This window comes from Nocardia sp. CA-084685 (assembly GCF_050955785.1).
Lineage (GTDB): Bacteria > Actinomycetota > Actinomycetes > Mycobacteriales > Mycobacteriaceae > Nocardia.
In genome coordinates this window covers 6713141-6738733 of the sequence record NZ_CP192094.1, presented here as the reverse complement: position 1 = coordinate 6738733, position 25593 = coordinate 6713141, and the positions used below count along the sequence as shown (strand labels likewise).

The 25593-nt window shown below is 63.6% G+C and carries 2 protein-coding genes (1 of these 2 running past the window's edge); both read right to left on the bottom strand.

The genetic code is table 11. The features are described 5' to 3' along the window. Positions 1-23947 carry the 5' portion of a LuxR C-terminal-related transcriptional regulator gene (locus ACQP2U_RS30045; protein WP_433710551.1) on the bottom strand. It extends 19331 nt beyond the left edge of the window, so 23947 of the gene's 43278 nt are visible here — the first part of the coding sequence; its start codon is at positions 23945-23947; its stop codon lies off the left edge, out of view. Continuing rightward, positions 23944-25593, bottom strand: a complete 1650-nt coding sequence (locus tag ACQP2U_RS30040; protein WP_433710550.1) for a hypothetical protein — start codon at positions 25591-25593, stop codon at positions 23944-23946. The genes ACQP2U_RS30045 and ACQP2U_RS30040 overlap by 4 nt, the downstream gene beginning before the upstream one ends.

Here is a 25593-nt window from a genome sequence, read left to right as displayed (position 1 = left end):
ATCCGTAAGTGCTGAATTCGCCCGGCGGCAAATGCAGGAAACCGTCGTCGGTCGCTCCGGGAATTCCCGGGAAGTGTGCGCGCAGTTTCGCGGAAATGTCCGACTCGGTATTGCCCGCCATGATCTTGCGCAGCCGGTGCGTCAGCTCGTGGATGGTTAGGCAGTACCACACCCGATCGGGGTCAGCCCGCCAACTCCCGTTGGCCACCATCGCGGCCATCTGGCGCTGTAGCAACTCTGGCGCGGTGGCCCACTGTTCGTTGAATTCGATGGCCTTGCTCGGCACCGTGTCGGCGAATGTATCCTCCTGCAGCGGGATGACCAGGAACTCGGGTTTGCCGATTGCTGGGAACCTGGCGATCATATGAATAGTGCCGTCGATTATTTCGCGAACGGTCTGCGCCCTGATTCCGGGGTTATCGAAACCGATCATCTCGACCCCACGCTCCGCGCGCACTGTTGCGATCATCGCGTTCTTGATCGCCTGTTCGGCGGGGGGCACGGGGTGATATTCCGCCGCCAGTGCGCGCCGTTGATTCCGCAGGTTGGCCTCCGCCGCGGCCGCGCGCACCGACGCGTGATAGAGGATCGATTCCGGCATTGTCGCGTCGGCCGGATCGTGCTCCATCGCCGCGAAGGATCCAGCCTTGGCGTTGGCCATGTCGAACTCGCCGCTCTTATCCTTGCTGTAGGCCCGGAACTGACCATCCCGCCATGCCCGGAACCCTTCGATCGGGGAATATTCGTTATTCGTGACTCGATAGTGATCGACCAATACGCCAATTGCGCGATTGCCGTCGCGTATTCGGCCCGCGTTCTCGACGATATAGCCGAATTCGCGCAGGATCAGTCCGCGTTCCGGTTTATCGACCGAACCGACTGCCTTCCCGCCGCGCACCATATATCCCCAGGTGGTTTTGAACCATGCGGGGTCGCTGATGATCGATTCGCTCAGCGTAATCGATCGCGTATAAGGTGAATATCCTTCGTCGCTCCCGGCGATATTTTCGCTTTCCGCGAATATTCGCTTGGTAGATCCGAATTTGATCTGATGTAATTCGAGGTGAGGGTACTTGGTCAACATCGCATGCACCGCCCGCGCGAACTCTCTGGCCGACTCGACACCGAATTCCGGGTTGTCGAACCCGAGGACCCGGAGTCCATACATGCGCGTCAATACCGCGCGGACCTCAGCGGCAGTGGCGCAGTCCTCGAACGGGTCGGACACCTGTGCATCCAGACCGAGGGATATCGGCCGGTCGACTGTGACGAGGTCGACCGCCGCGCGCACTACCTCCCGATCCAGTTCCCGCTGCTCCTCGGAGAAGCCGGGATCTTCGTACGGCAGCCGCTGTTCGTCGGTGGCGGTCCGCCAGTTTCGCTGGACCCAGCCGTCGTGAACCTTGCCGCTGGCCCGCTCGAGGAATTCGGCACCGGCGACATCGACTCCGGATCGCATTGCATCGAGCACCAGCGACAGCGCCACCTCGGCCGATTGCAGGCCGTCCCACTGCACATCCCGAGGCAGATCGAAGAAGTCGGTGCCGAGGAACTGCTCGGGGACACGCAGAGCCTCGCGCAGCCGCGACGCCACCATGACGACACACGATCGCGGGATGGGAGTATGCGACAGCGTGGTCAGGTCGGGGTGTGTGCCGTCGGTCGCTGGTTCCGTTGTGCTGGAGGCTGTTTCGTCAGCGCGAACCTCGGGAGCATCGACAGCGGCCTCCGGTGACAGCGGCACAGCCGGGACGGAGGACTGGGGCCCGCTGTGGGGCATATCGGATGCATCCGCGCCCCCGATCGCGAATGGGAGACCGCGACCTGGGGAGGGGCGCTGTGAGGTGGTGTCCGGCTCGGGCGGTGTCGTGTCCATCTCGGGGTGGGCCGCGACTTCGCCGTGCGGGTTGACCAGCGCGGATTCGTCAGAGGGATCGGGGGGCCACTGTGGCGTTAGGAAGCTCATGCCGTCGATCGGGGTCAGGAATCTACCATCCGGACGATCGGTGCGATAGAACTCGATATTTCTGCCATACATTCGAACAGGTTCGTAGACACTATTCCTGGTCACATTGAGTATGCCGTGTTTGGAGTCCGCGAAAATGTCATCTGGAGTAACTAGAGAGATGACGCCCGAATGTGTTATTCCGCCATCTTCGCCTCGATATATCACAATGTCGCCGGGCGTGACATCGCTGGGATCGGTGACTTGACGGAATCCGTTTTCCCGCAAGATGAGATCGACTGTACTTCCGGTCATGAATCCCGCTTCGCCATTGCGCGAGAATGTGTAGCCATGGCAGTTGAAATGTGGATTGATCGGACCGATCGACTCGTAACGGTCCAGTCTGACCCCGGATTCGATGTTTAATCTGACCTGTTCCTCGATCCCGGCTGGACTCCGGTAAAATGCTGAGAACGGTTCCGGGGCCCCAGCTCTCGAGTCCACCCAGGTTCTCGGCGGAATCTCCGTTCCCGCATCGGTCATATGTGTGCGCACGGTTATGGATTCGGTCGCCCATCCGGCTTCGGCAATGCACGCTGCTGCTACATCGGATTCCGGTCCGGTCGGGGCTGCGGTGCGAACGGGTCGTTTGCTGTGCTGCGCGGCCTCGGAGCCCGGGTGTCCAGGTTCCGGCATCGAATTATCTTGTCGCGCAGCCGCTTCCGGAGCCGATTCGGGACTGTCGGAACCGTGCCGTATTGCGCCGGTGGCGGTGGGTGCACTGTCGATTGTATGGACCGGTGCTTGCTCGACCGGGCCTGCTTCGTCCTCCGCCGACGGCGGCGATGCGTCGGTTCCGCTCGGTCCGCCGGTGGGCGATTCGGGGTCCGATGGCGTTGCGGCGGTGCCATCGTCGGGCTCATCGTCGTCGTTCGTCTCATCGGGTCCCCGGTCTTCGACTGTTCCCGGAGCCGTTTGCGTTCCGGCGCTGATCGACGTTGCCATGGTTTCGTCCGCTGCAGGCTGCGGTTCGCTGTGTTCGGCTGGCAAGTCCACCGCACCGACCGGCGGTGCGTCTGTCGAGGTGTCCGTCGGAGTCCGGGGTGGCTGCCCGCCGCCCGGAGGAGCTTGTGCCGGCGACGCTTGCGGAGTCGCAGGTCCGCCGACGGGGTGAGTCTCGTCGGCGGCGTCGGTCTGATGCCGCGGCGTCGCGGTCCCGTCAGGGATGCGCAGGCGGTGCGCGAATGCCGTTCGGAGCCGGTCGATGGCCTGGTCACGCAGCCGCTCTACCCGGTGTGGTGCGATCTTCAGACGTTCCGCCACTTCGTTGACTGGGCGGCCGTCCACGAGTAGGAGCATTACGAGTTCCGCAGCGCGAGCGGACTCGGGCAGGTCCGCAAGCGCGTCTGCGATGGACTCCTCGAATTGTGAATTGTCGTCCTCGTCGAAGTGCGGATTACCGAAGGACGGCGGGTTACTACCGGCAAATATCGACTGACTCGGTAGATCGTCGAGGGTGATTCCAGATGCATTTATCGGTTGTTCTAGTGATTGCATTCCCCGTCTCAGGATGTCCCTTGCCTCGATGACCTCGGCCATCGTGAGACTTGTTGCCGCTGCTATCTCGTCGTTGTCCGGATTTCGGTGATTGTCGCGTACATAGTTATTGATATACGACGTAACCGTGCGGAGTAAGTCGCGGGATTCCCTGTTCGCATCCGCTTGCTGGCGCTCGACATAAGCGTCGCGCATATCGAAGTTCACATGAGACCAGGCGAGCTTCGGGAAGCTGGTTCCGGGAATGATGTATCCCGTAGCAACAATGATCGCCTGAACGCCGCGTTGTACAAGGTCGCCGTACTCGTCCGCATTCCGCCAGCGGTTTGCGGCGGCTGCCGCGATCCAAGAATACTTTTCTACGAGAAGATTGCGGGCCGCCGCCTCCTCCGGTGATCCGACGGGTGTCGCGATGAGATCCCATATGAGCTGGTCATCATCGGTATTGCCCGGGGGAAGATCTGGACGCCGGTATAAAGTCGTGATTACGGCCATGACCGTTTCATTTGGGATGCCCAGTTTATCGCGAATTTTCCGTATGGTGAGGAGGCGTCGGGTGTATCCCTTTGAGTCGATATTCTGCCAAAGCCCGGTACTGCCAACCGCTGTGTCGAACTCTGTCAATGTCATCCGACGGTACAAGCGTTCGGCTCGGATCCACTCGTACATCGTTTTAAACTCAGCGGGGTCGGGATCTGTTTCCCCCTCCGGGTTCATTCGATAGCCATACCCCCACGCCTTGGCGAGATCGTTCCAGGGCCCCGCCTTGTGCAGCACACGATCGTAGAGATATAGCATCCGAAGCTCTTCGATCTGCTGAGTTCCTCCGGTCTGGTGCCTATGTACGGTGCCCCTTGCGAGGTCGAAAATATCAGCGGCTTCCCCTCGCGTCAGATTGTTGATCGACCGAAAGTACCTCAGATACTCCCCGAAAGATTCGGTGGCGGCTGTGCCCGGGAATATCAACGATTCTCGCGGTAAGTGTGAATAGCATTCAGAAAGGTCGTCCCTTGTAATGCCGTGCGGCGGTGGTATTACCGCCATCAAGCTGTCAACAGTATCTTTCGGAGGGTGGACCTTTCCGTGCTTGATAAGGGAATACTCGTCCGAGGTGATTGAGCCCAGAGTGGCAACGCCTGCCTGCGTATATGTCTCGGGTTCATAAAATCCGCTGGTTTCCAGAAAGAATTCTTCGATTGCGCTGTTATGGTAATTGTGGAGGAATTGGAAATATTTACCGATATGTTCATATCCCTCGGGGTAGCCTGGCTGCCCGTCCGCTGCCAGTAGTTCTGGGTAGAGTTGCGCGGCGGCCAGGTACACCTCGCGGCCGCCCGGTACGCGGCGTAGCAGTGCACGGATATAGGTGATCTCGATCGCCCGCCGCCCGCGTTGGGCCAATTGCCAGGTTCCGGTGGGTGCCCCGATCAGTTCGTCCATCTGTTCGGGGGAGACGCCGAGATACCGGCGCACGGCGGCCAGCCAAACTGCTGGCTGGTTGTCGACGATGGGGCTGGGGAATTGCACCGACGGTGCGGAGAATGGCTCGGTCGATTCGAGTCCCGCGTGCGAGAGCCACCGGTTGACCTGCGAAGGCAGCAAATGGTGCATCTGCATGTAGTCGGCCAAGCTCTGTCCCTGACCTGCTTTTCGTCCTTGGAACCACGCCACGAACCGCTGCTCCGCCGAGGGAGTCGGCGAGTCCGGTCGCGAATGTACGGACGGATCATCGGTCGGTGACTCATCGGAGACGGATGCTTCTGTCGGCGGCTCGACGCCGAGATCGATACCTCTGTTGAGTGCTGCCTCCACCAGGTTCTCGCCAGCGGCGATATCGAGTCTCTTGCGGATTCTGATAAAGGAGATTTTGACGGCGCCGACGGTTATTCCCTGGTCGGCGGCGATATCGTCGTGCGTCATACCTCTCGCCGCCAAGCTGAGCAACCTGACTTGTCGACCGTTCAATACGGGGCGGCGGTACTGCGGGACATCGCTGATCTCGATGCCATTATGTTGCGCAGCGGACTTCAAATCTTCCCGAGTCGAAACCCCGAGCTTCCTGTATATCCTGATTCGGTAGGTCTCGACGACGTTCGTAGATATTTGTAGCCGGTCCGCAATCATCGGATTCGTCATGCCATTGGCGAGCAATTCCAAGACATCGATTTCGCGGCCGGACAGTTCTTTTTCGGCGCTATCCGGCGCATCCCAACTCGACCACTCGGAGCTATTGAAGTCAACGATTCCTTCTCGCAGCGCGACCGGTACGATAATTCCTGCCCCACCGCGAGTACCGAAAGCCCGACCGATTCTGTCCGTGATGGCTTTTACCTGTCCTGGAGAGACCTGCCGCCCCCATGACTCTGTCAAGGCCGTCGCAATCGATTCGCCGGTCATGCCCTTCGCGTTCATGATCAATACGGTGATCTCGCTCGATGACAGTGCAATGGGACTCTGACGATTAGCCACCGGCAGATCGAGGATGTCCAGAACTCCTCTGCGGATACCCTCTACCACGGCTGCTACCCGGTTCGCCGTACCGAACCTCATGAGAATTCCGTCGGTTACATTGTTTATGGTTCTCGGAGAACTTCCGACTAGCTCGGCTATTTCCGTGGTTGTCAATCCCTGCGCCAGCAGCTCGAGAATCTTGGTTTCATTCGGGGTCAGCTTGTCGTCCGTACCCAGCACACCGTGTTCGGCGGCCACTGATCGGGCCAATCGTCGTAATGCGCCCGCCGTCAAGGTCCGCATCGCTAGCTCCCCCAGAGGCTTGGGGGGTGCCGCCACGGTGTTCAGTATGTGAGCAGTCTCGGCTACCGACCGTCCTCGTCGGTAGCGAAGGAGGAGAGCTGCCTGCTGGGTCGGCCGGAGTTCATGGAAAAGTGCTCCGAACTGCGCGGTCGGTGCTCGAGTCAGCGCCTCGACGATAGGGTCGGACTCCGCGACGCCTTCAACCTCCATATATGCGGCCGTGACGGCTTTCTGTAAATGCCGGAGGATGCCGTCGATGCCACCGGCGACCGGCCGAGACTGGTTCGGCTGTGGGGATTGGACCTGCGCGGCCTTTTCACCGGCCGTTGTGCTCGATGAAGTGGTTTCGGTTACCGAAGGGGTAACCGGCGTCTTCTGGTGTTCTTCGCTGTCGCCGGGCGGCGTGGCAGAGGGTTTGTCCCACAGCCGGTGGTCGGCTGGGTCGTGGTCGTTCTTATCCCGTACCTGCGGCGCCGCTGACTGATCGCCGGTGGGCTCAGCGGTGTCCGCTGTGGTCGAGCCGGTTTCGTCACTGTCGGGTGCTGTAGGTGTTTCGGACCGTAGGTCGGGCTGACTGTCGTCCGTTCCGGCGCCGCCGTCCGCGGCCGGCTTGTCCGCCTCGGTCGGATCCAGTACCGCCGCGAGCACGGGATTGGTCGCGGGATCCAGCTCGTCCGACCCGACATCGGGCGGGGCGAGTTCGGAGCGCCCCTCGTCGCTCTCGGGCTGGGACTGCGTGGAGGCGTTGGGCGCGGGATCGGAGGTCGCGGGTGTCGGCGCGCGGTGCGACTGTTTCGGGTCGTTCCATGGCGCGTGGTCGCCTGGGACCTCGTCGTTGGTGATATGTCCAAGACCCTGGTTCAGCAGGTGTTTCGGCGGTTTCGGACCGACGAGGCGGTGGCGCTCGGGGGCGAAGGGGTTGTGGCCTGGGTGATGGAAGGCCATCTCGGCGGGAGGCTCGTCGATTGTGGTTCCACCGGTCGGGGGCACAGGATCAGGTTGCGCCGACGCCTCACCGGTGGGATCGACCGAGGCCCGCGTATCGGCGGGGTCTTGTGGATATTCGGTTGCTTCGAGCCACTTCTGATAACTGTAGACCGGCGCGAGCCGCTCCATGACGGCGGCGGCGGAATCGTCGGCCGTGCTAATTCCAAGACTATTTCCGGTAAGAATTGTCGACCGCAGGTTCAACGCGTATGAGTACTGGTCGAGATAACCGGAGTAACGATTGTGTGATGGCCAGGCTAGTGCATTTTCGCTGCGACTCGGATCGTCGCTCTGCAAATTGAAGAATACCCACAGTATTTCGTTATCGGAAAGATCTGTGTACTGTTCGAGTATCGTTTCGTATCGGTCACGTTGCCGGTCCGACATCAATTCTCTGCGTACATGGAAAGGTGTCCATGCGGGGTCGGCCATGCTGCTTGTGAGTACGACCGCGTCAGGGTAGTTTTGACGGTCTTTCCACTCCGCCAGTGGCATCGGCCGCGTCGGTTCGAACGATGGGTCGATGACCATTGTGGTGAGCTGTCCATTGGCGTCGACCATCTCGATCGTAGCGGCTGTGTGGTTGGCGAATGAATCGTAAAAAGGATTGTGATAATCGCCTGGTGCTGGAAGCATCCATTGCTCGCCGGTAGTTATCTGGTCATCAGTGGTCATCGCGCTGACGACGATCACTTCGACCGGACCGATATTCCATCCGACAAAGCGTGCCCCCTCGAATTCGACCACGCGGTCATTGAGGTCAACAATTCCAACCCCTGCTGCGATTCGGTCCGAAAAAGAGGCCGTTGTACGTGCATCCTTCTTCATGACTGCACTGCTGCGATATGCCTCCTCCAGCCCGTCGGCCGAAAGATCCGGCACGAATGATCGCGCTATCCCCAAGGCATTCCGATGCACTCCGATTCTCAGAAATTCGGACAGGATGGCTTCCGCCTTCTTCGTGCATGCCGTATTTATATCGAACGGTAGGGGGAGTTGGGCAGCATAAGTGACCAGCGACCGCACTTCATCCGGACCGTAAGGCGCATTCGAAATCGGCTTCCCACCGGCCGATAGGGGTGGTGTGCCAGGTGTAACGATTTCGTCGATGTCATCGGTGGGCAACCCAAAACGGGGGGGTGCCTTGTCGATCTCTGGCGTGCTCATGTCGGTGTCGGGCGCTGGAGTCGGCTCGGTTGGGGGCGAGTCAGTGTTCGGTTGCGGGTGCTGTGGTTCCGGTTTGTTCCACGGCACGTGGTCGCCGAAGACCGCGTCGTTGTCGATGTGGCCCACGCCCTGGTTCAGAAGGTCGTTCGGTCGGTTCGGGCCTGCGAGGCGGTGTCGTGCGGGGGCGAAGGAGTTGAGTCCGGGATGGTGAAGGGCCATAGCGGCGGGGGGCTGGTCGACCGGGGGCCCACCGGCGGGCTGTGCGGTCCCCGGCTGCGCGATCGTCTCGGAACTGCCTGCCGCCGAATCGGTTTCATGGGCCGATTGCGTGGGCGCGGAACGAGGCGGATTGCCGTCGATAGAGGGAGTCGCGTCCTTCGCTACGCCAGGACCGGCATTGCGGACATCATTTATCCGCTGTTTCGCCTCCGCAACCGTCGCGGCGCGACCACGGGTGCCGAATGAGCGACCCGCGCGCGTCAGGCAGTCCTCGACGGAATGCGGTGAGATTCCAAGCCTTTCACCAATGGCTCGGTTCGACATACCCTGCACGGCCAAATCGACCACTTGGATCTGCCGTCCAGACAGTCCTGGATAGGCGGATAGCTCCTCCGGTGTGGGCTGTCGGCGCGACTCGGCGGGGGACTGCTTGATCGATTGAGGGGCTCTATCGCGCGGAGCCTCGTTGTCGGAGTTCTGCGAATCGGAGTCGTCATCGATGACGCCACTGCGTATCGCTATCTCGACGATCTCGTTTCGATCGCTGACACCGAACTCTCGAACGATAGCGATCTTCTGCGCCTTCACCGCAACCTTGGAAGTCCCCATGGCCACCGCGATTTCCGGGTATGTCATGCCCTTTGCCATCAGACGAAGGATCTCGATCTGGCGGGGAGTCAACCTGTGGCTGACACTGGGTGGTACGACACCACGGGGGAGCAGGGTCTGAGAGGTGTACAGCTCTTCCAACCGGTTCAAGACATCGACCAGCAACTCGCTTCCCGCGTGGACGATGCTCTCACCACTGATGGAGTCCTGGGAATGCGTCTGCGCGGGCCCGAGTTTTCCGGCAAGATAGCCGGCCATCCTTCGGATGGCACCTTCCGCCATGATCTTGATCGTCGACTGGTCGAGCCGCATTGCCACGGCCAAGTCGGCTGGCGGAATTCGCTCGCGGAACAGGCTGAGGACGATACGTTGCTGACTAGAACCGAGCTCGGCGAGCGCTTCCTGCAACTGTGCTGGATTCGCCTCCGCCAATGCTCGCGTCAGTGCGGCAAGTTTAGTGCGTTCGGCACTCACGATCGCCTTGACCAAGTTGTCAGCCGCTTCGACTACGAGGTCGTCGATTTCGTCGGGATCAGACTGTGGTTCCGCGGCGAAAAGTCGCCCGCTATCCAGACCCCGCAGGGCAGTCCGCTGGTCGAGTGGAAGCCTGTCGATGGTCTTCAGAATCTGCTCGGCGGTGGCCTCGGCAAGCGCTCGAACCGGATCGGTTGCCTTGATAACGGCTGCCAGCGTCGCACAGAGCCCTGCCCGAAATTCGACGAACCTAGCTGCTCTCCGCGGGCCGGCCTTAGCAGGACGGGCAGATGGATTACCGCCTTTGCCGCCAGTCCAGGGGGTCGGCTTGCTGGGCTTGCGATGACCGTTCCATGGTGTTTGCCGGACGGAAGCCGCTGATTCCGCGTCGCTGAAACTTTTAACAACTATTGGCGGAGCCGCATCACCGTCGCTCTGCGCGCTCGGCAAGTCGATGGCGGCATCGCCAAATGTGTCCGCTCGGTCGTCGTTCGCGATATCCGCGACTGGTTGCGCTGAGATGTCGCTGGTTTCATGTGGTGCGGTGCGCATGGCGCGCAACGCCTCGGAACCCGGTCCCAAGGTCGTCGGGTCGATGTGGTGTTGCTCGGCGAGCGCGTCGCGGTGCGTCCGCGCCTGTTCCCGCTGGGCAACGAGACGCTCGCGGGTATCCAGCTGCCTGTCTTGCCTGGTCGTCGGCGAGCTGGCAGTACTGCCGGATGTCGGATCCGCGGGCTCGGTGGTGCCCTGTGGATCCGGCGCCGCTGATTCATTCGGCTCTTCGGAGGCTGGTTGTTGATCGTCAGGGAGGTTGTGGAAGAGGACGAACGGGTCCGGGTCTTGGCGGGTGCGGCGGTTGCTCACCGCGTCGTCGAGCCCTGCCATGGCAGCCCGATGTTGCGCCACGACGTTGTCGATGATCGCGAGTAGTCGTTGGTTGGTGGCCTCGGTTCCGACCGCAGGTTGTTCAGCGGCGGCGCGAGCGTGGACCCTGGCGGCGAGGTTCCGTGCTATCAGTAGGTTGCCGACCTGGGCCATCAGCAGGTCGTAGGCCAGGCTGTTTTCCGCAGGTACTGTGGGCTGGTCGGAAGCCTCGGCGGGATCGCCGGAAGCTGTTGCGGTGTGCGTTGATTCGGTCCAAGTGGAAACGGCGTGCTCGGCGACGAAGAATTTCTCGATCGCCTCGACGAGTTGCCGGACCTCCGGGTCGTTCGTCGCATCGGCCAGCGCGCGTAGCTCCGTCAGCGGATCGTCGGCGGATGGGTTTTCCGCCGGGCCGGGTTCGGATAGTCCTAGGCGGCTCCCCAGTCCGCGATCGAGCTCCTCGCCCGGATCAGCGAGCTGCTGCTGTCTCAACTGGTCGGCCTGCGCCGCATTCGCCGCTTCCGCGTCGCGAAGAATGGGCAGACGCAATGCCATCCAGTCGACGAGTTCTTTCAGGTCATCGGCCGAAGCCACGGCAGCCCAGCCTGTTTCATCCAGCCCTCGGATCCACTGCTGGGCGATGGTCACCGCCTGCCGCACCCACCGCATTCGCACCAGCTCCGCGGGGACACTCAGCACCCCGGCCAGTTCGGCCCGTGCGGCTTCCCGGCGAGTACGCAGTTCTTGCAGTTCAGCGCCCGGATCGCCGGTCGCGCTGTCGGCGGGGGCATCGCTGCCGGTAAAAGTGGCACCCGATGCGGTCAACCATGGATCCGCGACCCTCGTGTGGAATTCGTCGATCGCGGCGGCTACTCGCTCGGCATCTTCGCCGAGGGCGATATCGGTGTATCTCGCTGTGATTACGCCATTTTCGCGGGTAAGCACCAAGGTCATCCGGCCTGGCTTACCGAGAACCGGGTTGATCGAGAACACGATCGACAGCGAATCGTCTGCCGCGATAGTGGCCGTGACATACATCCAGAACTGGGCGGTGGCTCCGGGGAACATGCTGTGAGCGCCGGGAACTGTCGGGCCGGTGCTTTCGCCTCGGTGATCGATCAGGAGACCGGCGGTTGGTACGCCGACCGGGCTCTGCTTTCGCCAGAGCTCTCCCAGGATGCTGTCATCGAATTCGACCGGTACCCCGCGCTTGGCCATCTCGAATAGGCCCTGGGCAACGTACTTCAGGTCGGCTGAGGCCGTTTCGAGCATCTGACTGCCGAAGATGATTTTTACATCCCGGCCGCGGTTCATGAACCAGTGCCCGAATGAAAACAGTTGTATCCCGGGATCGGGAAATGAGTTCAACAGCAGGGCATGTGTCCCTGGGCGCGATGGCATCGTCCGGTAGCAGGTGGCCGTCAGGAAAAAGACATCACCTTTCGGTGCGGTGGTGTAAGGCGCGTTTTCGTCATGGATCGAACCCCCATCGGTGGGATGCACATCCGTGTAGACCAGCGTTGCGGCCGCTTCCGGCCTGTAGTTGTACATGCCTGACGGAATCTGCACGGTGTCGTATTCCGTGCGAGTTCCGGTCTCGTGGGCGGTTGTGGTCGGAGCGGCATGGGCGCCGGATCGCTCGGAGGACGCATCGCTTGGCTGTTGCGCTGGTGCTTCGCCGAAGGTCATCGTTGCCGGCTCGGGCCGTGGCCCCGCAGACATGTTCGCCGGTGCGGTGCCGGCGGGGTCGGCGGTGGTCGCCTGAGCGCCGATCTCGCTTGCCACGCCATCTGACAGGCCTGCCGCCGCATCGGTGGCAGTAACCGAGGGGCTGCTGGCGGGGGTGTCTGTCGGCGTGGGTTCGTTGGGTTCGGGATTCCTCGCGCCCGATTGGCGCCCGCGGCCTCCGTGGGCACCTGTTGGGCCGTTTGTTGAGTTGTGGTGGTACCGCATGTGCGGGTCGAATTCGTCGAGTCCGATCCCGCCGGTGAAGCGGTGCCGTGGCATGCCTGCATGGCGGTGCCGAGGGCCTGGATCGGCGTGGCGGCCGTCGGTGGCGGCTGTCGACGCGGTTGTGGTGTTGTGATTCGTCACCGTAGTGCCGCGCGGGGTGCTCACGACACAGCCTTCGGCGGCCAGGGCTCTATACGCCGCGCTCAGAGTCGAGTCCGATAGACCGAGATAGTCGGCGAGTGCCTTGGCTGAGGGGAGTCGCGTGTCTTTCGGTATTCCGCCAGACCGAATCGCCTGGTGCAATAGCGTTTTCACTGCGTCGCGCCAGCCGATGCGTCGTGCCGTCTGTGCCAGGTCTTCGGTCGGCGATTCCGCGGCGAGCTTGTCCAGCAGCTGCTGTGGGGTCAGCGGTACAGCGGGGTCGGGTGCCGGCTCGCTTGGCCATTGGCTGTGGTCGGCTACCGTGGTGCCGCGACTGTGGCTACTTACGCAATAGCCGTCGATGACTAGTCCCTGGTATGCCGCTTCCACAGTCGACGACGACAAATCGAGTTGTGTGGCGACCACATCGGCGGCTGGCAGCCGCGTGAGTGGTCGTATTCGGCCCGACCGGATCGCCTGGCTTAACGCCAATTTCACGGTGTCGCGCCAGCCGATGCCTTGCGCGATCTGCCTCAGCTCTTCGGCCGACGAGTCCGCCGGGAATATTTCCAGCAGCAAGTCCGCGCGGTCCGTCGACTGCTCTTCGACGAGCTCGGTTGGCCGCGGCGGCGGAGTTTCGGAGGGCTGGCGCGGACTGGTCCGAGTGTTTTCGAGCAGAAACAGGGTGGTGGCATCGGCAGTCGCGAGTACTCGACCGATATCCATCGTGAAATCGGCATCGTCAGCGATGACAAGTGTCTGCGTGGTGATGTCGTGAGCCAGCCGCTGCTGTTGGTCCGGATCGAGCTCGACAATGCCGCGTTCGAGTGCTCGCGCCACCGCCGCTAGGGCATGCTCGAAGATCTGCTCCTCGGGCCATTGATCGTGGCTCGCCACCGTAGTGCCGTGGGTGCTGGTCACGACGTAGCCTTCGGCGGCCAGTTCCGTATATACCGGGGGCAGAGCCGATTGCGGCAGACCGATTTTGTCGGCGACTGTCTTGGCCGGAGGCAGGCGTGTCTGCTCGGCAATTCGGCCTGACCGGATTGCCTGGCGCAACTGCAGTTTGAATGCAGTGCGCCCGTTGCGCCGCCCGGTCTGGGGCGGTGATTCTGCGGCGAGTTTGTCCAGCAGCTGCCGGGCGGTCAGGGGGTCCGGTGCCGGGTTGATCGGCCATTGGTTTTCGTGAGTTACCGTGGTGCCGAGCTTGCCGCGGCTCACCAGATAACCATCGGCGGCCAGCTCCTGGTAGGCCGCTCCGACACTCGACGGCGGCATACCCAGCAGCTCGGCGACTGCTTTGGCCGCGCGCAGGCGCGTCCCCTCTGGAATTCGCCGTGACCGAATTGCCTGGCACAAGGCCAATTTCACGGTGTCGCGCCAGCCGATGCCTTGCGCGATCTCCGTCAACTCTTCGGCCGACAAGTCCGCCGGGAATACTTCCAGCAGCAACTCCGCCCGGTCCGTCGATCGCTCTTCGACGGACTCAGTCGGTCGGGGCGGGGGACTGGGCTGAGTGTATTCGAGCAGAAACTGGGTAGTGGCATCGGTAATCGCGAGTATGTGACTGATATCCGTTGTGGTACCGGATTCGGCAGCGATGAGCAGCGTCTGCTCGGTGATGTCATGAGCCAGCTGCCGCTGTTGGTCCGGATCGAGCTCGACGACGCCGCGCTGGACCGCCTGCGCCACCGCGGCCGATGCGTGCTCGAACACTTGACCCGCCAACTGATCGCGCAGCGGATCCGACGGGCGCTGTGCCTCGTTCGCATCGTCGCCCGGTTGGTCTTCGGTTGCCGCGGTATTCGGCGAGGTCGGAGTATCGGGAATGGGTGTCGCGTTGTTTGCCGGTGGATCCGACTGCACGCCTCGGGGATTCGTGTGCGCCGCATCGCTGATCTCCGGCCCCGCCGTGGGCGAGTGGTTGGGCCTGGAAAACGTCACATCGACGATGAGGTGTTCGCCGACGGGACCGATCAAGTGATTGACGGTCACGTCGGTGAACCCCATGTCACCGGCCATCTTGCCGGTGAACGTCCCGCGTGCCGCATCCTCGGGAGAAAACCCCAGGTCCTGTCTGTACGCGTTGAAGGTGTCGATATTGTCGGAGAAACTATCGCCCACCGACCATGGAGCACGGATCGCGCGCACGTGGGATCCGATCTCGGCCATCAAGTCTCGGAACATCTGTTGGCCCGAGGGCGTACCCTCCGCCGCACCGATCTGGAATAGGAGGACACCCTCCTGATCCACCCATCCGTGGACGCCGTCGTTCTCGCTGGCGCTGTAAGTGTTCGAGTACGTGGCGATTGCGTCATCCGCGTGGCGAGCCAGGTATTCGGCGGGTGTTTCGGATGCGGGAACGGGTTGCCGGGGGAAGTATCTGTCGCCCCACACCTCACGTGCCTCGACGCGGGCCGATTGCGGCGCTCCCCGCGATCCCGACACCTCGTTGGGATACAGCTTCGCCAAGGCCGACCATTCGTTTTCCTGCAATGGTCCGTCGATGGTGCGGGGCGGATCGAAGTCCAGTGCCATCGCCGCGCGGGTGGGCCGGTCGGGAATGCCGTCGGGAAAGTTCTCGGGGAACCTGTCCGAGTCGTGTCGGCCGAGCAGCCTGCCCAAAGCCTGTTCCGCCGCGACCCGATCCGCCGCCGCCACCGGCGAATACACCAGTGCACGCGTCTGCTCCGCCGCACTCGACCCTGGAACGAATTCGTGAATCATGCCGTCGTCGGTATCCGGATCGCGCACCTCGACGACTCTGCGGCCGTCGTAGACGAGCGTCCTGGCGTGGTCCACACCATCGATGCGTTCCAGCACCACCGCGGTCTGTCCGGGAAGTCCATCCCGCCTCAGCTGCTCGGCGATCTGGTCGAGCGAGCCGAGGTCGCGCAACTCGGCGCCTTGTGTGTCGAGTGCCGCGTGTGCTTCCTTGGACTGCGCGCTCAGATCCCGCGGAGGTTCGCGTTCGAAATTCTCGCGCGACGTGTCTGCCGTGGGCTCTTGCGGGGAAACGAGATTCGGCGCGGGATCGTGCGCGGGTGGCGTTTCGCTGGGGTGTGCTGTGGTGCTGTCGGGCGCGGTGTTCCTTGCGCCCGACTGGCGCCCGCGGCGTCCATTGGGTCCTGTTGGGTCATTTGTCCGTGGGCGGTGGTGCCGCAGGATTTCGAAATCGGCAGGCGCGATCCCGCCGGGGAGTGACAGGTGCGGTCTTCCTGCGTGGTGGCGCCGTGCACCTGGACCGGCGGCCGGGCCTGGGCGCGGACCGCCACCGGATCGCTTCGGCGGGGAGAGGCCGGGGGTGTCGTCTAAGGTGGGACCGTCCGGTTCGGCCTCGTCTTGGTCCGTTGAGTCAGGCGGGTCGAGTGCTGTTCGCAGTTTGCTGCCGACCTGTGCGAGCATGTCGCGTGCGGTGTTGACGTCGATATCGACGTCCAACTCTTCGACGGCCTGCTCCACCGATTCGCCCTGAAGGAAAACGAGTTCGACCAGACGTTCGGCGGTATCGCTGTTCGGCAGGTCCGCCAACGCGTCGCGGACTCTGCTTGCGATTTTTTGGTCGATCGTCGCCAGGGTGGCGTCGGCAGTCCTCGGTCGAGGGGTCGGAGATTGCTGGGCGCTGGCCAGATCGTAATGGTCTGTCCCGGATTCGTCATTGATCGGAGCATCCAAAGACGTTGGTTGCCCAGAGAGCGTGCGCGCCGAGCGGATCTCAGCAGCATCGAGATCCAGGTGATCAGCGGCCTCAGCATCATCGGGCATTACTCCGGTTTCGCGGTAAATCCTATTCCGATACGCGTCGACTTTGATCAGCAGATCCTGTTCTCGTCTGCTTCTATTCGGATACTTCCAGTCGAAGTACGCTCTGATCATGGTGAATCGAGCGTGTGCTTCTGCAAAAGACTTGAAATCTGCCCCCAGCGGTAAGAATGCGGGAGCTGCGTCCGTAATCGCCAATATGGCATCGTTTACGAGATCGCCGTGATCATGACCGGGGACGCGCCAAGCGCGGGCTTCGGCCTCCGCTACCCGAGCGTATTCCGCAGCGATCCGACTTGCCAGCCTCTTCTCTTCATCAGACCCCACCCGCGTCGCGATCAAATCCCAGAACTGGCGATCCGCAGTCATATCCACTTCGGATGGTTCGAGGTCGGAATAAAAGCGTATCAGCGCTGCCACGAGTGTGTCGTTCGGAATATCGAGCTTGTCGCGAAGCTCTCGGAGAGACTTTATGCCCGGCCGGTTGCGAATCTCTGTCTTGATGACGCCTTTTCTGGTTCTTCCGATATGTGGGGCAAATTCCGCTTGAGACATTCTCAGATGCAGCCGTATCGCCTTCGACCATTCATGCACGGATCGGTAATCGGCGCTGCTCGGCCAGGTCTCAGCGCTCGGATCCATACGATAGGAGTATCCCCACGCGTGGGCCAAATCGTTCCACGGACCCGCGCGGTGCAGGGCATGGTCGTAGACCTTCAGCATCTTGAGGTCGTCGGGCTTTGTTGCACCGTCTTCATAGAAAGTTGCGGTTTCTGCGGACAAGCCGAAGAAGCGGGCTGCGGTCGATATATCGAGGTTGTTCAGCCGTCGGAAGTATCGCAGATACTCGCCGAATGACTCAGTGGCCGCCGGGCTCGGGAATACCGGCGATGACTTTGGGAGGTTCGTGAAATTCTCGGCGAGCTCATCTATCGTCACATCGGATTGGACATACAGCTCTTCGAAAATGGTATCTATGTCCTTCTTTCGCGGCAATCGAGTCCCGCGCTCCCAAACTTCGACAGTGCTCTTCGACTTTCTGATGCGCTCGGCGAATTGCGCCTGACTCAGGCCGTTCGATTCGCGAAGGTACCGAGTGTACGTGCCGATTCGGGAATATCCTTCCGGATATATCGAAGTCCCGAATCGAGAAAGTAGGGCTGGATAGTGTTGTGCCACGTTTTGGTAATTTTTCCGAGCACCGGGAATCCGGCGCAGCAAGGCTCGCACCTGTGCTGTTTCCAATTCCGAGTCCCCCTGCTCGGCTGCATGCCATGTGCCGGGTGGTGCGGAGACCAATTCATCCATCTGTTGGGTGGGCACACCCAGATAGCGTCGCAGGTCCGAAAGCCATGCCGTTTTCGCCGCATCCCCTGTGCTTGGAAACGCCCCGGCTGATTCCACCGTGCTGCTCGCCTCGAGTCCCGCGCCTGCGAGCCACCGCTGTATCTGCCCCATTTCGAGGTGGTGCATTTCCATGTACTGTGCCAGCCCCTGTTTGGGCAACTCCGACTCATCGGCGAGTCGGGCCCGATACCACTCGACAAACCGCTGTTCTTCGGGCGACCGCGAATCTTTCGGTTCGGCGTCGGCTGTGTCCGGGGTCTGATCGTTCGCCAGGGCCCGCGTTGGGTCCCCGGGGGTGGATTGGGGAGCCAGTGGTGTAGCGGACCCGGCCGGTACGGACCCGGGATCAGCTGATGCTTGGGGGCGAGTGGACTGTCCGGGTTCGGGTGCAGCTCGGTCTTCGGTTGCCGCGGAATCGATTGTCGGAGTTGGCTCGGGCGGCGACGGTCGGGTGGCTGAGTCGGAACCCGAGTCGTCGTTATCCGGAGCGGCGCTCGGCACGCCGAGGCCCGATGGGCCGCCGTGCGGCTGATGTATTTCGAACCAGGTGGATTTGCCGGTGTCCTGCACAGTGGTTCCGTGGTCGGCCGAGAGCATATCTACCAACGGGCCGCCGCGGCCGCGTTCGGCGTCCCAGTCGGGCATGTCGGTGCCTTCTGGGACGACTGTGCTCTTGTCGGTGACCGTGAACCGGACCTTACGGACGTCGTCGGTATCCGTAATGGTGAAGATGACCGCGACCTCGTGCGCGGTCCAGCGTAGTGAATTCGCCACCGTCTCCGACACCAGCAGCTCTGCGGTATCGACCAGATCCTCAGTGAGCCAAGGGAACTTCTGCGGCAGCGATCGCACCCACGCGCGGGCCCGGCCGGCGGGTAGGACTCGCTCTCCTTCTTCACCTACTACGCCGGTATCTTCGCCGTCTCGGCGAACGATGAAATGTTCGAGGACGCGGGGATTAGACGGGCTGCTGCGCTTACGTGGTTGTGGGCGTGGCGGCGGGGTCGGTGCCGGCGCAGGTGGTGCCGGTGGCGTCTGTGGTGGTGTTTCGAGGGGTGACGTTTGCCGTTTGCGTTTGCCTTTCTTGGGGTCGTCGGCTGAGGCCTGAGCCATCGGGACCGGGCGTGCCGGGACCACTGGCTTTGGAAGCGGCCCGGCCAGAGTGGTCGGGGGGACGCCGCCGCGGGTCGGTTGGACGGTGGAGTCGGGGATGTATTGGGTGCTGTCGGGGTGTAGTTGCGGGGTAACGGTGGGATCGGTTGGGGCGCCGGGTGTTTCAGGGTTCGGTGCCGTGGCGTAGTGGGCGGGTGGGGTGAGTTCGGTTGGTCGGTCGGCGGGTGTTGCGGGTAGATGTGGTGCCGGGGTGTTGGCGTGGCGGGGCAGGGGTGGTTCGGAGTCGCGTACGCGGGGTTTCTGCCCGTCCTGATCGTTTTCGGCGGGTGCGCCGGGTGCAGCGTGGTCCGGGATCGGGACCTGTGGTCGGTCGGTGAGGGGGACAGCAGGTCGACTTTCCGGCACCACCGGAGTGGATGGGCGTGGGAGGATCGGGATTGCGTTGGGGGGTGGGCCGTTTGGTGTGTCTGGTTGGCCGGGGATTTTGTAGGTGGTGCCCTGGGGTTGGGTGTATTCGTCGGGTGCGTTGTTCGGGTATTCGTCGATCTGTGGTTGTGCGGGGACGTAGCTGGGCATCGGGGGTGTGACGACGGTGCCGATGCGGTCGGGGAATTCTTCTGGGTCGCTGGGGGTTTGGTCGTTGTCGGTGGGCTGAACGCCGGACATCGCGGGTGGCGGTGTGGAGGGTCCCGAGGTGGCATTGGAATTCGATGGTCCATGCCCGCTCGGCGGCATCGCGCCGCCCAGCGCCGTCGGCCCACTCGGCGGTACGGTGCCAGCCGGCGGGCTCAACTGGGCGTCGAGATTGCTCGGTACCGTGTCGGGGGATGGTGTGGTGTATGGCTGCTGCGGCGAGTTGGCTTGTACGCCTGGTGGATTGGAGTTCGGGGACTGGCGTGGGCCGATTTGCGGGGTCGTCGGCCGGGCGGACTCGTCGACAACTGGCGCGGAGTCGAAGAAGTCGAGATCGACGAGGGTGGCTTCGTAAGGGGCGGACGGTAGCTCGCCAGCTTCATGCGCGGCTAGTGGCTCCGCCGCGAGGTCGGTTCCGTTGTTCGTGTCGCTGAGGTCAGTGGTCGCGGCGGTATCGGCTCGGGGGGACGTCCTCGTTGTGGGCGCAGATCCCAGAGCGGTGCCGGGTTGGCCTTCAGCGGCGAGGATGGTTCCCGCGAGACCTGGCTGTTGCGTTTCGCGGCGGCTGCTGCGGAATCGGGTGGTGCCTGGGAGATCGGTTGATGACGGGCTCGCCGATGTCGTGATGGGGTCGGTCGGTGCGGGTGCGTCGTAGGTGCCCTCGGTGAGTTGTCGCAGGGCCGTGTCCCAGGCGCTCCAGCCGTGGTCGGGCGCGGGCGCGTTGCTCGGGGAGGGCGATGCTTGGGTCGAGTTCGAGGCTGATGGGGCGTCGCCGTCGTTGTCGGGTAGGCCGAGTTCCTGGAAGAGAGCACGGCTGATCGCGTCGATATCGGCAATGGTCTGTTCGTCGATTTCGGCGATGGTCTGCGCGTGTGGCCGGGGTCTGTATCCGTAGTCGGTGGTGCGCGGGTCGGACGATTCGGATTCCTGTGCGGGCAGGAGTCCGTTGCTCGAGCTGTCGTCGAGTGATCGTTCGAGCTCGGTAATAGTCGCCTCGAGGGGGCGAACCAGTGTGCCCGTGGCTCCGGTGGGGCGGACCGCCGTAGCGAGTCCGCCGCTGATCATCTGCTCGGCGAGGTTGCGGCCGCGCGGCTCGGTTCGGTTGAGCGCGGGCACGGTCATCGCACGAGGGGGGCTGGCGAGGGTGATTGCCAGGTCGCGTCCCGTTGTGCGTGCCGACTGTTTGGTCGCGGTCGAGCGCACCGGCGATGTGGCCGGCTGGGTGCGGTTGCGGCGCTCGGGAACTGGAATGGGAACCGGCGCAGGTGGTTTGACGGTCGGCTTGGGCGGTTCGGGTGGTGTCTTCGGTATGCGCTTCTTGGGCTTGACGGCCGAGGCTTGGGCCATCATCGGGACCGGGCGTGCCGGAGCCACCGGATGTGGCAAGGGCCCCGCGGGCGCGGTTGGGGGGACACCGCCTCGGGTGGGTTCGGTGGTGAGGGGTGGGATGTAGTTGGTGCTGTGGCGGTCGAGTTGCGGCGCGCCAGTGGGATCGATTGGGGCGCCCGGTGTTTCGGAGTTCGGTGTGGTGGCGTAGTGGGCAGGTGGGTTGAGTTCGGTGGGGCGGTCGGCCGGTTGGGCGGGCAGGTGCGGTGCCGGGTCGTTGGAGTGCCGGGGCAGCGGTGGTTCGGAGTCGTGGACGCGTGGCTTCTGCCCGTCCGGATTTTCTTCGGCGGGTGCGCTGGGGACAGCCGTGTCCGGGATCGGGACCTGTGGTCGGTCGGTGAGTGGTATGGCGGATCCGGTGTCGGGAATCGCCGGTGTGCTCGGGTGCGGGACGATCGGAATCGCGTTGGGGGGTGGGCCATCTGGTGCGTCCGGTTGGCCTGGAATGTTGTAAGTCGTGCCCGGTGGTTTGGTGTATTCGTCGGGTGCGTTGTTCGGGTATTCGTCGACCTGTGGTAACGCGGGGACGTAGCTGGGCATCGGGGGTTTTACGACGGTCCCGATCTCGTCCTGGTCCGGAAATTCCTTGGGATCGCTGGGACTTCGGTCGTTGTCGGTGGGCTGCCCACCGGACATCGCGGGCTGGGGTGCCGAGAGTCCCTGGGCAGCGCGGGGATCCGACGGCTCGTGCCCGCTCAGTGCCGCCGCGCCAGCCAATGCCGCAGGTGGGATCGCCTGGGCTGCAAGGTTGTTCGCCGCCGCGCCGGCAATCGGTGCTCCAGCGTGCGGTTGCTGTGGCGAGTTGGCTTGCGCGCCGTGTGGAGTGGCCTGAGGGTTCGGTGAGTTAGCGGGTGGTTGAGGTGGATTAGCTTGTGCGGCCTGCGGATTCGCGTGGGGTTGTGCGGGTGTATTGACGTGCGGTGTCGGTGTATTGGCCTGTGGTGTGGCGTGGGGTGTGGGCGTGTTCGCCTGCGGTGCGGGTGCGTTGGCCAGTGGGCTCGCGGCCGGCGCCGGAGTCGGTTGTGCTGGTGCGCCGCTGGTGCCAGCCGCTGGACCAGGTTGTGCGATAGGGCCGTTCGCCTCCGCCGAGGTGGGCGGCGCCGAACCTGGCCGGTTGCCCGGCATCGGCTCGACCGGCGTGGCGCCAGCAGTATGCGTCGCCGCGGGCGGGGTACCGGCCGGAGTGGCGGGCTCGTTGCCGACCGGCTCGGGGTCGAAATCGAGGTGCATGATGCTGGCCTCGTCGGGGTCGGGCGGCAGTTCGCCGGGCCCGCGCCCAGGTGTGTGTGAGTGCGGACCCGGTCCGCCTCCAATGGGCGAACCCCCATGTGACGCAGGTGGCCCCGCGGTGATGCCCGGACCATTTCCGCCTCCGGTGCCGCCGAGATCCTTGGCGGTGCCGAAGTGAGTGTTGTTCTCGGCGTGAGGGTTGGCGCTCATCGTCATCACCGATCCCGGTGTGGCGTTGGGCTGCCCTTCGGCGGCGAGGATGGTTCCGGCAAGGCCCATCTGCGGCGAATCGGGTCGGCTGCTGTGGAATTGGGCGGTGCCGGGAAGGTTGGTCGACGACGAGCCGCCCGGAGCGGCCATGGGATCGGCCGGTGCCGCTCCGAAGCTGCCCTCGGTGAGTTGTTGCAGCGCCATATCCCAGGAACTCCAGCCGTGGCTGGGTTCGGGTGTGCCACCGGGGGATGTCGGCGATGCGGGTGGGGTCTGGGGTGCGCCCGATGGCGGTTGGTTGGGATCCGAAGGCGGCGGGGTGCCGCCCTCATCGAGTTTGCTGAATTCTCCCTCGAGTGACTTGCCGATCCCGTCGATGGTGTCGATGGTCTCCTTGGGTGGCTGCCAGGGTGCGTGACCGTCCTCGGCGGTGTGCGGCCGGTTCGAGTAGGGCTCATGCTTCGGAAGCCCATCGCGCCCGCTGTCGTCGCGGCGCCCGCCGATCTCCGGGATGGTTTCCTCGTGGGGCCGGGGTGTATCGGCATTACTGTGCGGCCTGGCCCGATGTGGCTCTCGGGCCGGGAGGCCGTCGCGCCAGCTGTCGTCGCGGCCGCTGCGAGAGAGGCCGATATCGGGGACCGTCTCTTCGGGGGGCCGGGCGGTGCTCATCGCTCGGGTAGCACGCACCGCCGCGCCGAAACCGCTGACAGCACCACTAGTGGCACCCATCAATATCATCTGGGCGAGCTTCAGCTTGCTCTGCGTGAGCGCTGACATGGTCACCGCACCGGCGGCCCCACCCGCGGCTCCACCGGTGGCGCTGGCGAGCACGACTGCCACGGCGCGTCCCGTCGAGCGTCCCAGTTGTGTCGCGGCGTTGGCCCCGATACGGGTCAGCGCGGGCAGCACGGCACGGGTCGCCAGCGAGCCGACCAGGCCACCGGCGCCACCGGCGGCCGCCGCCACCCCCACCTGGCCCCAATCCATGCTGGTGCGGCGTCCGGGTTTGCCGTGGCCCTGGACGATTTGGGCATATTGCGCACCGGCGACGACCCCGCCCATGGAAACCGCGCCCATGATGGTCGCGCGAATGGCGAGCGCCATATGGGGGAATCGCTGCATGAAGGCGGCGGAGCGTTGGAACAGGAATGCGAGGGTGTCGCGACGGGCGGTGGTGGCGGCGACGTCAGCGGCGATGCGGTCGCTGGCGGCTTTCATCGGTACGGCGGTGTCGATGAGCAGGTTGGCGAGCAGGACCGCTCCGATACCGATGACGATGTACTGCTCGAGTTCGATCGAGTTGGCCGAGTCGTAGAGCATACCGGCCATGCCGTCGGCGAATTCGATTTGGCTGCGCGTATTGGCGACCTCGGTCTTCAGCTGTTTCTGAATCGCCTCGCCGGCCTCGCCCTCGATTGCCGAGGCAACCTCGCGCGCGAGTCGTTCCAGGTGCGCCAGTGTGACTTTGAGATGTTCAGCTGAGCGTGCCCAGGCCTCGGCGGCGGCGCGGATCTCCTCGGGTTTGCCGACCGGGAAGTGGCCGATCACCCAGCGGGTCAGCCAGTCCGGGAAATGTGGTGGGATGGTGACACTCACCGGGGCGTTGACCGCCCTCTGGCGCCCTCCACCAACAACCGATACAGCACCCGCGCCGGACCGCACGCGTCGTCGCCACGCAGTTCCACTTCGGCGAATGCCGCAACCAGTGCCGCACGCGGCTGGAACCGACCGTCGACGATGCTGCCGCCGCCCAATTGGTCTCGCCACCGCCGAAAGCCGCCGACGATGCTCGCCACAGTTTCCCCGCTGCCCCACGGGCCATCGATACGCCGATATTCGGTGATCAGGGACCGCTGCGCCATCCGCCAGACAGGCCGCCCCGCCTGCTCCGCGATGATCCGGCCGAGGTCGCCGACGATCGTCGAATACATCGGTCGCTCCTCGGATCCGGCTACAGAGTTTTCGAATTGTATTGCAGCGCGGACCTTTTCGCTGAACTGAGCGGGATTCGCGACAAGCGCGCGGTCGAGCAGGATCCACGACTCGGTGCTCACCGACTCCGACTCATCGCCGCGATTCCGGGTCACCTCGGAGATCCGGTCGCCGAGGTCGGTGATCTCGATCCCGTGGAGCTCGATGAACGGATATTTACCGAGAATGTCGTCGATGGTCGCGGCCAGTTGGGTGACCATCTCCGGTCCGATACCCGAGGTCTCGAAGCCGACGAGCCGCAGTCCGTGCCGATCGGCGAGCGCCCGCGCTGCGGCAAGCGCCGACGCATCGGTCGGCACCCGGACGAGCCCTGATCCGCGCTTCTTTTTGCGCGGCTTGTCATCTCGCTTCTGATCGGCGGGCTGCGTCGGGCCGACGCCGCCCGGGTGCGGTGCGAAGACCGATGGGCGCGCGCCTGTACGGGCTCCCGACCAGGGGGTGCCCGACGGTATCGCTGGGAACGCCGCCCCGGGTGTTCTCGACCATGGTGTGCCCGCAGGCCTGTCGGTGACGGTGGGGTCGCCGGCCTTGGGTGGCGTCGTGGCGGTCGATGGCGTCGCGCCGGGGATGGTCGGGGCTGAATCGTCAGCGAGCTGCGGTGAAGTGGCGTTCGCGCCGTCTTCGATCGAATTTTCCGCAGCGGGCTGGGTCGTGGCGTCCGGTTCGGTCGACGGTGTACCCGAATCCGGGTACCCGGGCTGCGAACCGAGAGGTATGGGCTGGCCGATCGGGTTGTAGCCCGTGGTCTCCGGCTGTGGGTAGGCGCTCGGCGCTGAGCTCGGCTGGTTGGCCGAGGTGGGAGTTGAACCGCCGGACTGTCTCGGCGTCGCGTTTGCGTTGTCCACGGTCGACCCGGAATCGGTTGTGGGCGAACTGGTTCGGGGGGCGTTGGTACCGTTCCAAGTCGTCTCCGGCGCGACGGACACCGGCTGATTCGGTCCGGTGGAGCGGATCTGTTGGCCGCCGCTGCGGTCCTGTTCGTCGAGTGCGTCGGCGACCTCGCTGACACCCTTGCTCAGCCCGCGCAGGTTGTCCACCAGGTTCTGGTACCCCTCGAGCCCCTTCTTCGCCTGTGGCTCATACACATCGCCGACCATTCGTCCCGGCTCGTCGTCACCCCATGGTTTTCCCTCGCGAGCCAGGGCGTCCTTCAGCTCGGCCAGATCGCGGTGCGCGGATTCGGCGACTGCGGCGAGTTCGGTGACGAGCGCATGGATGCGGTCGGGATCGATACGCAACGATTGGCCCAT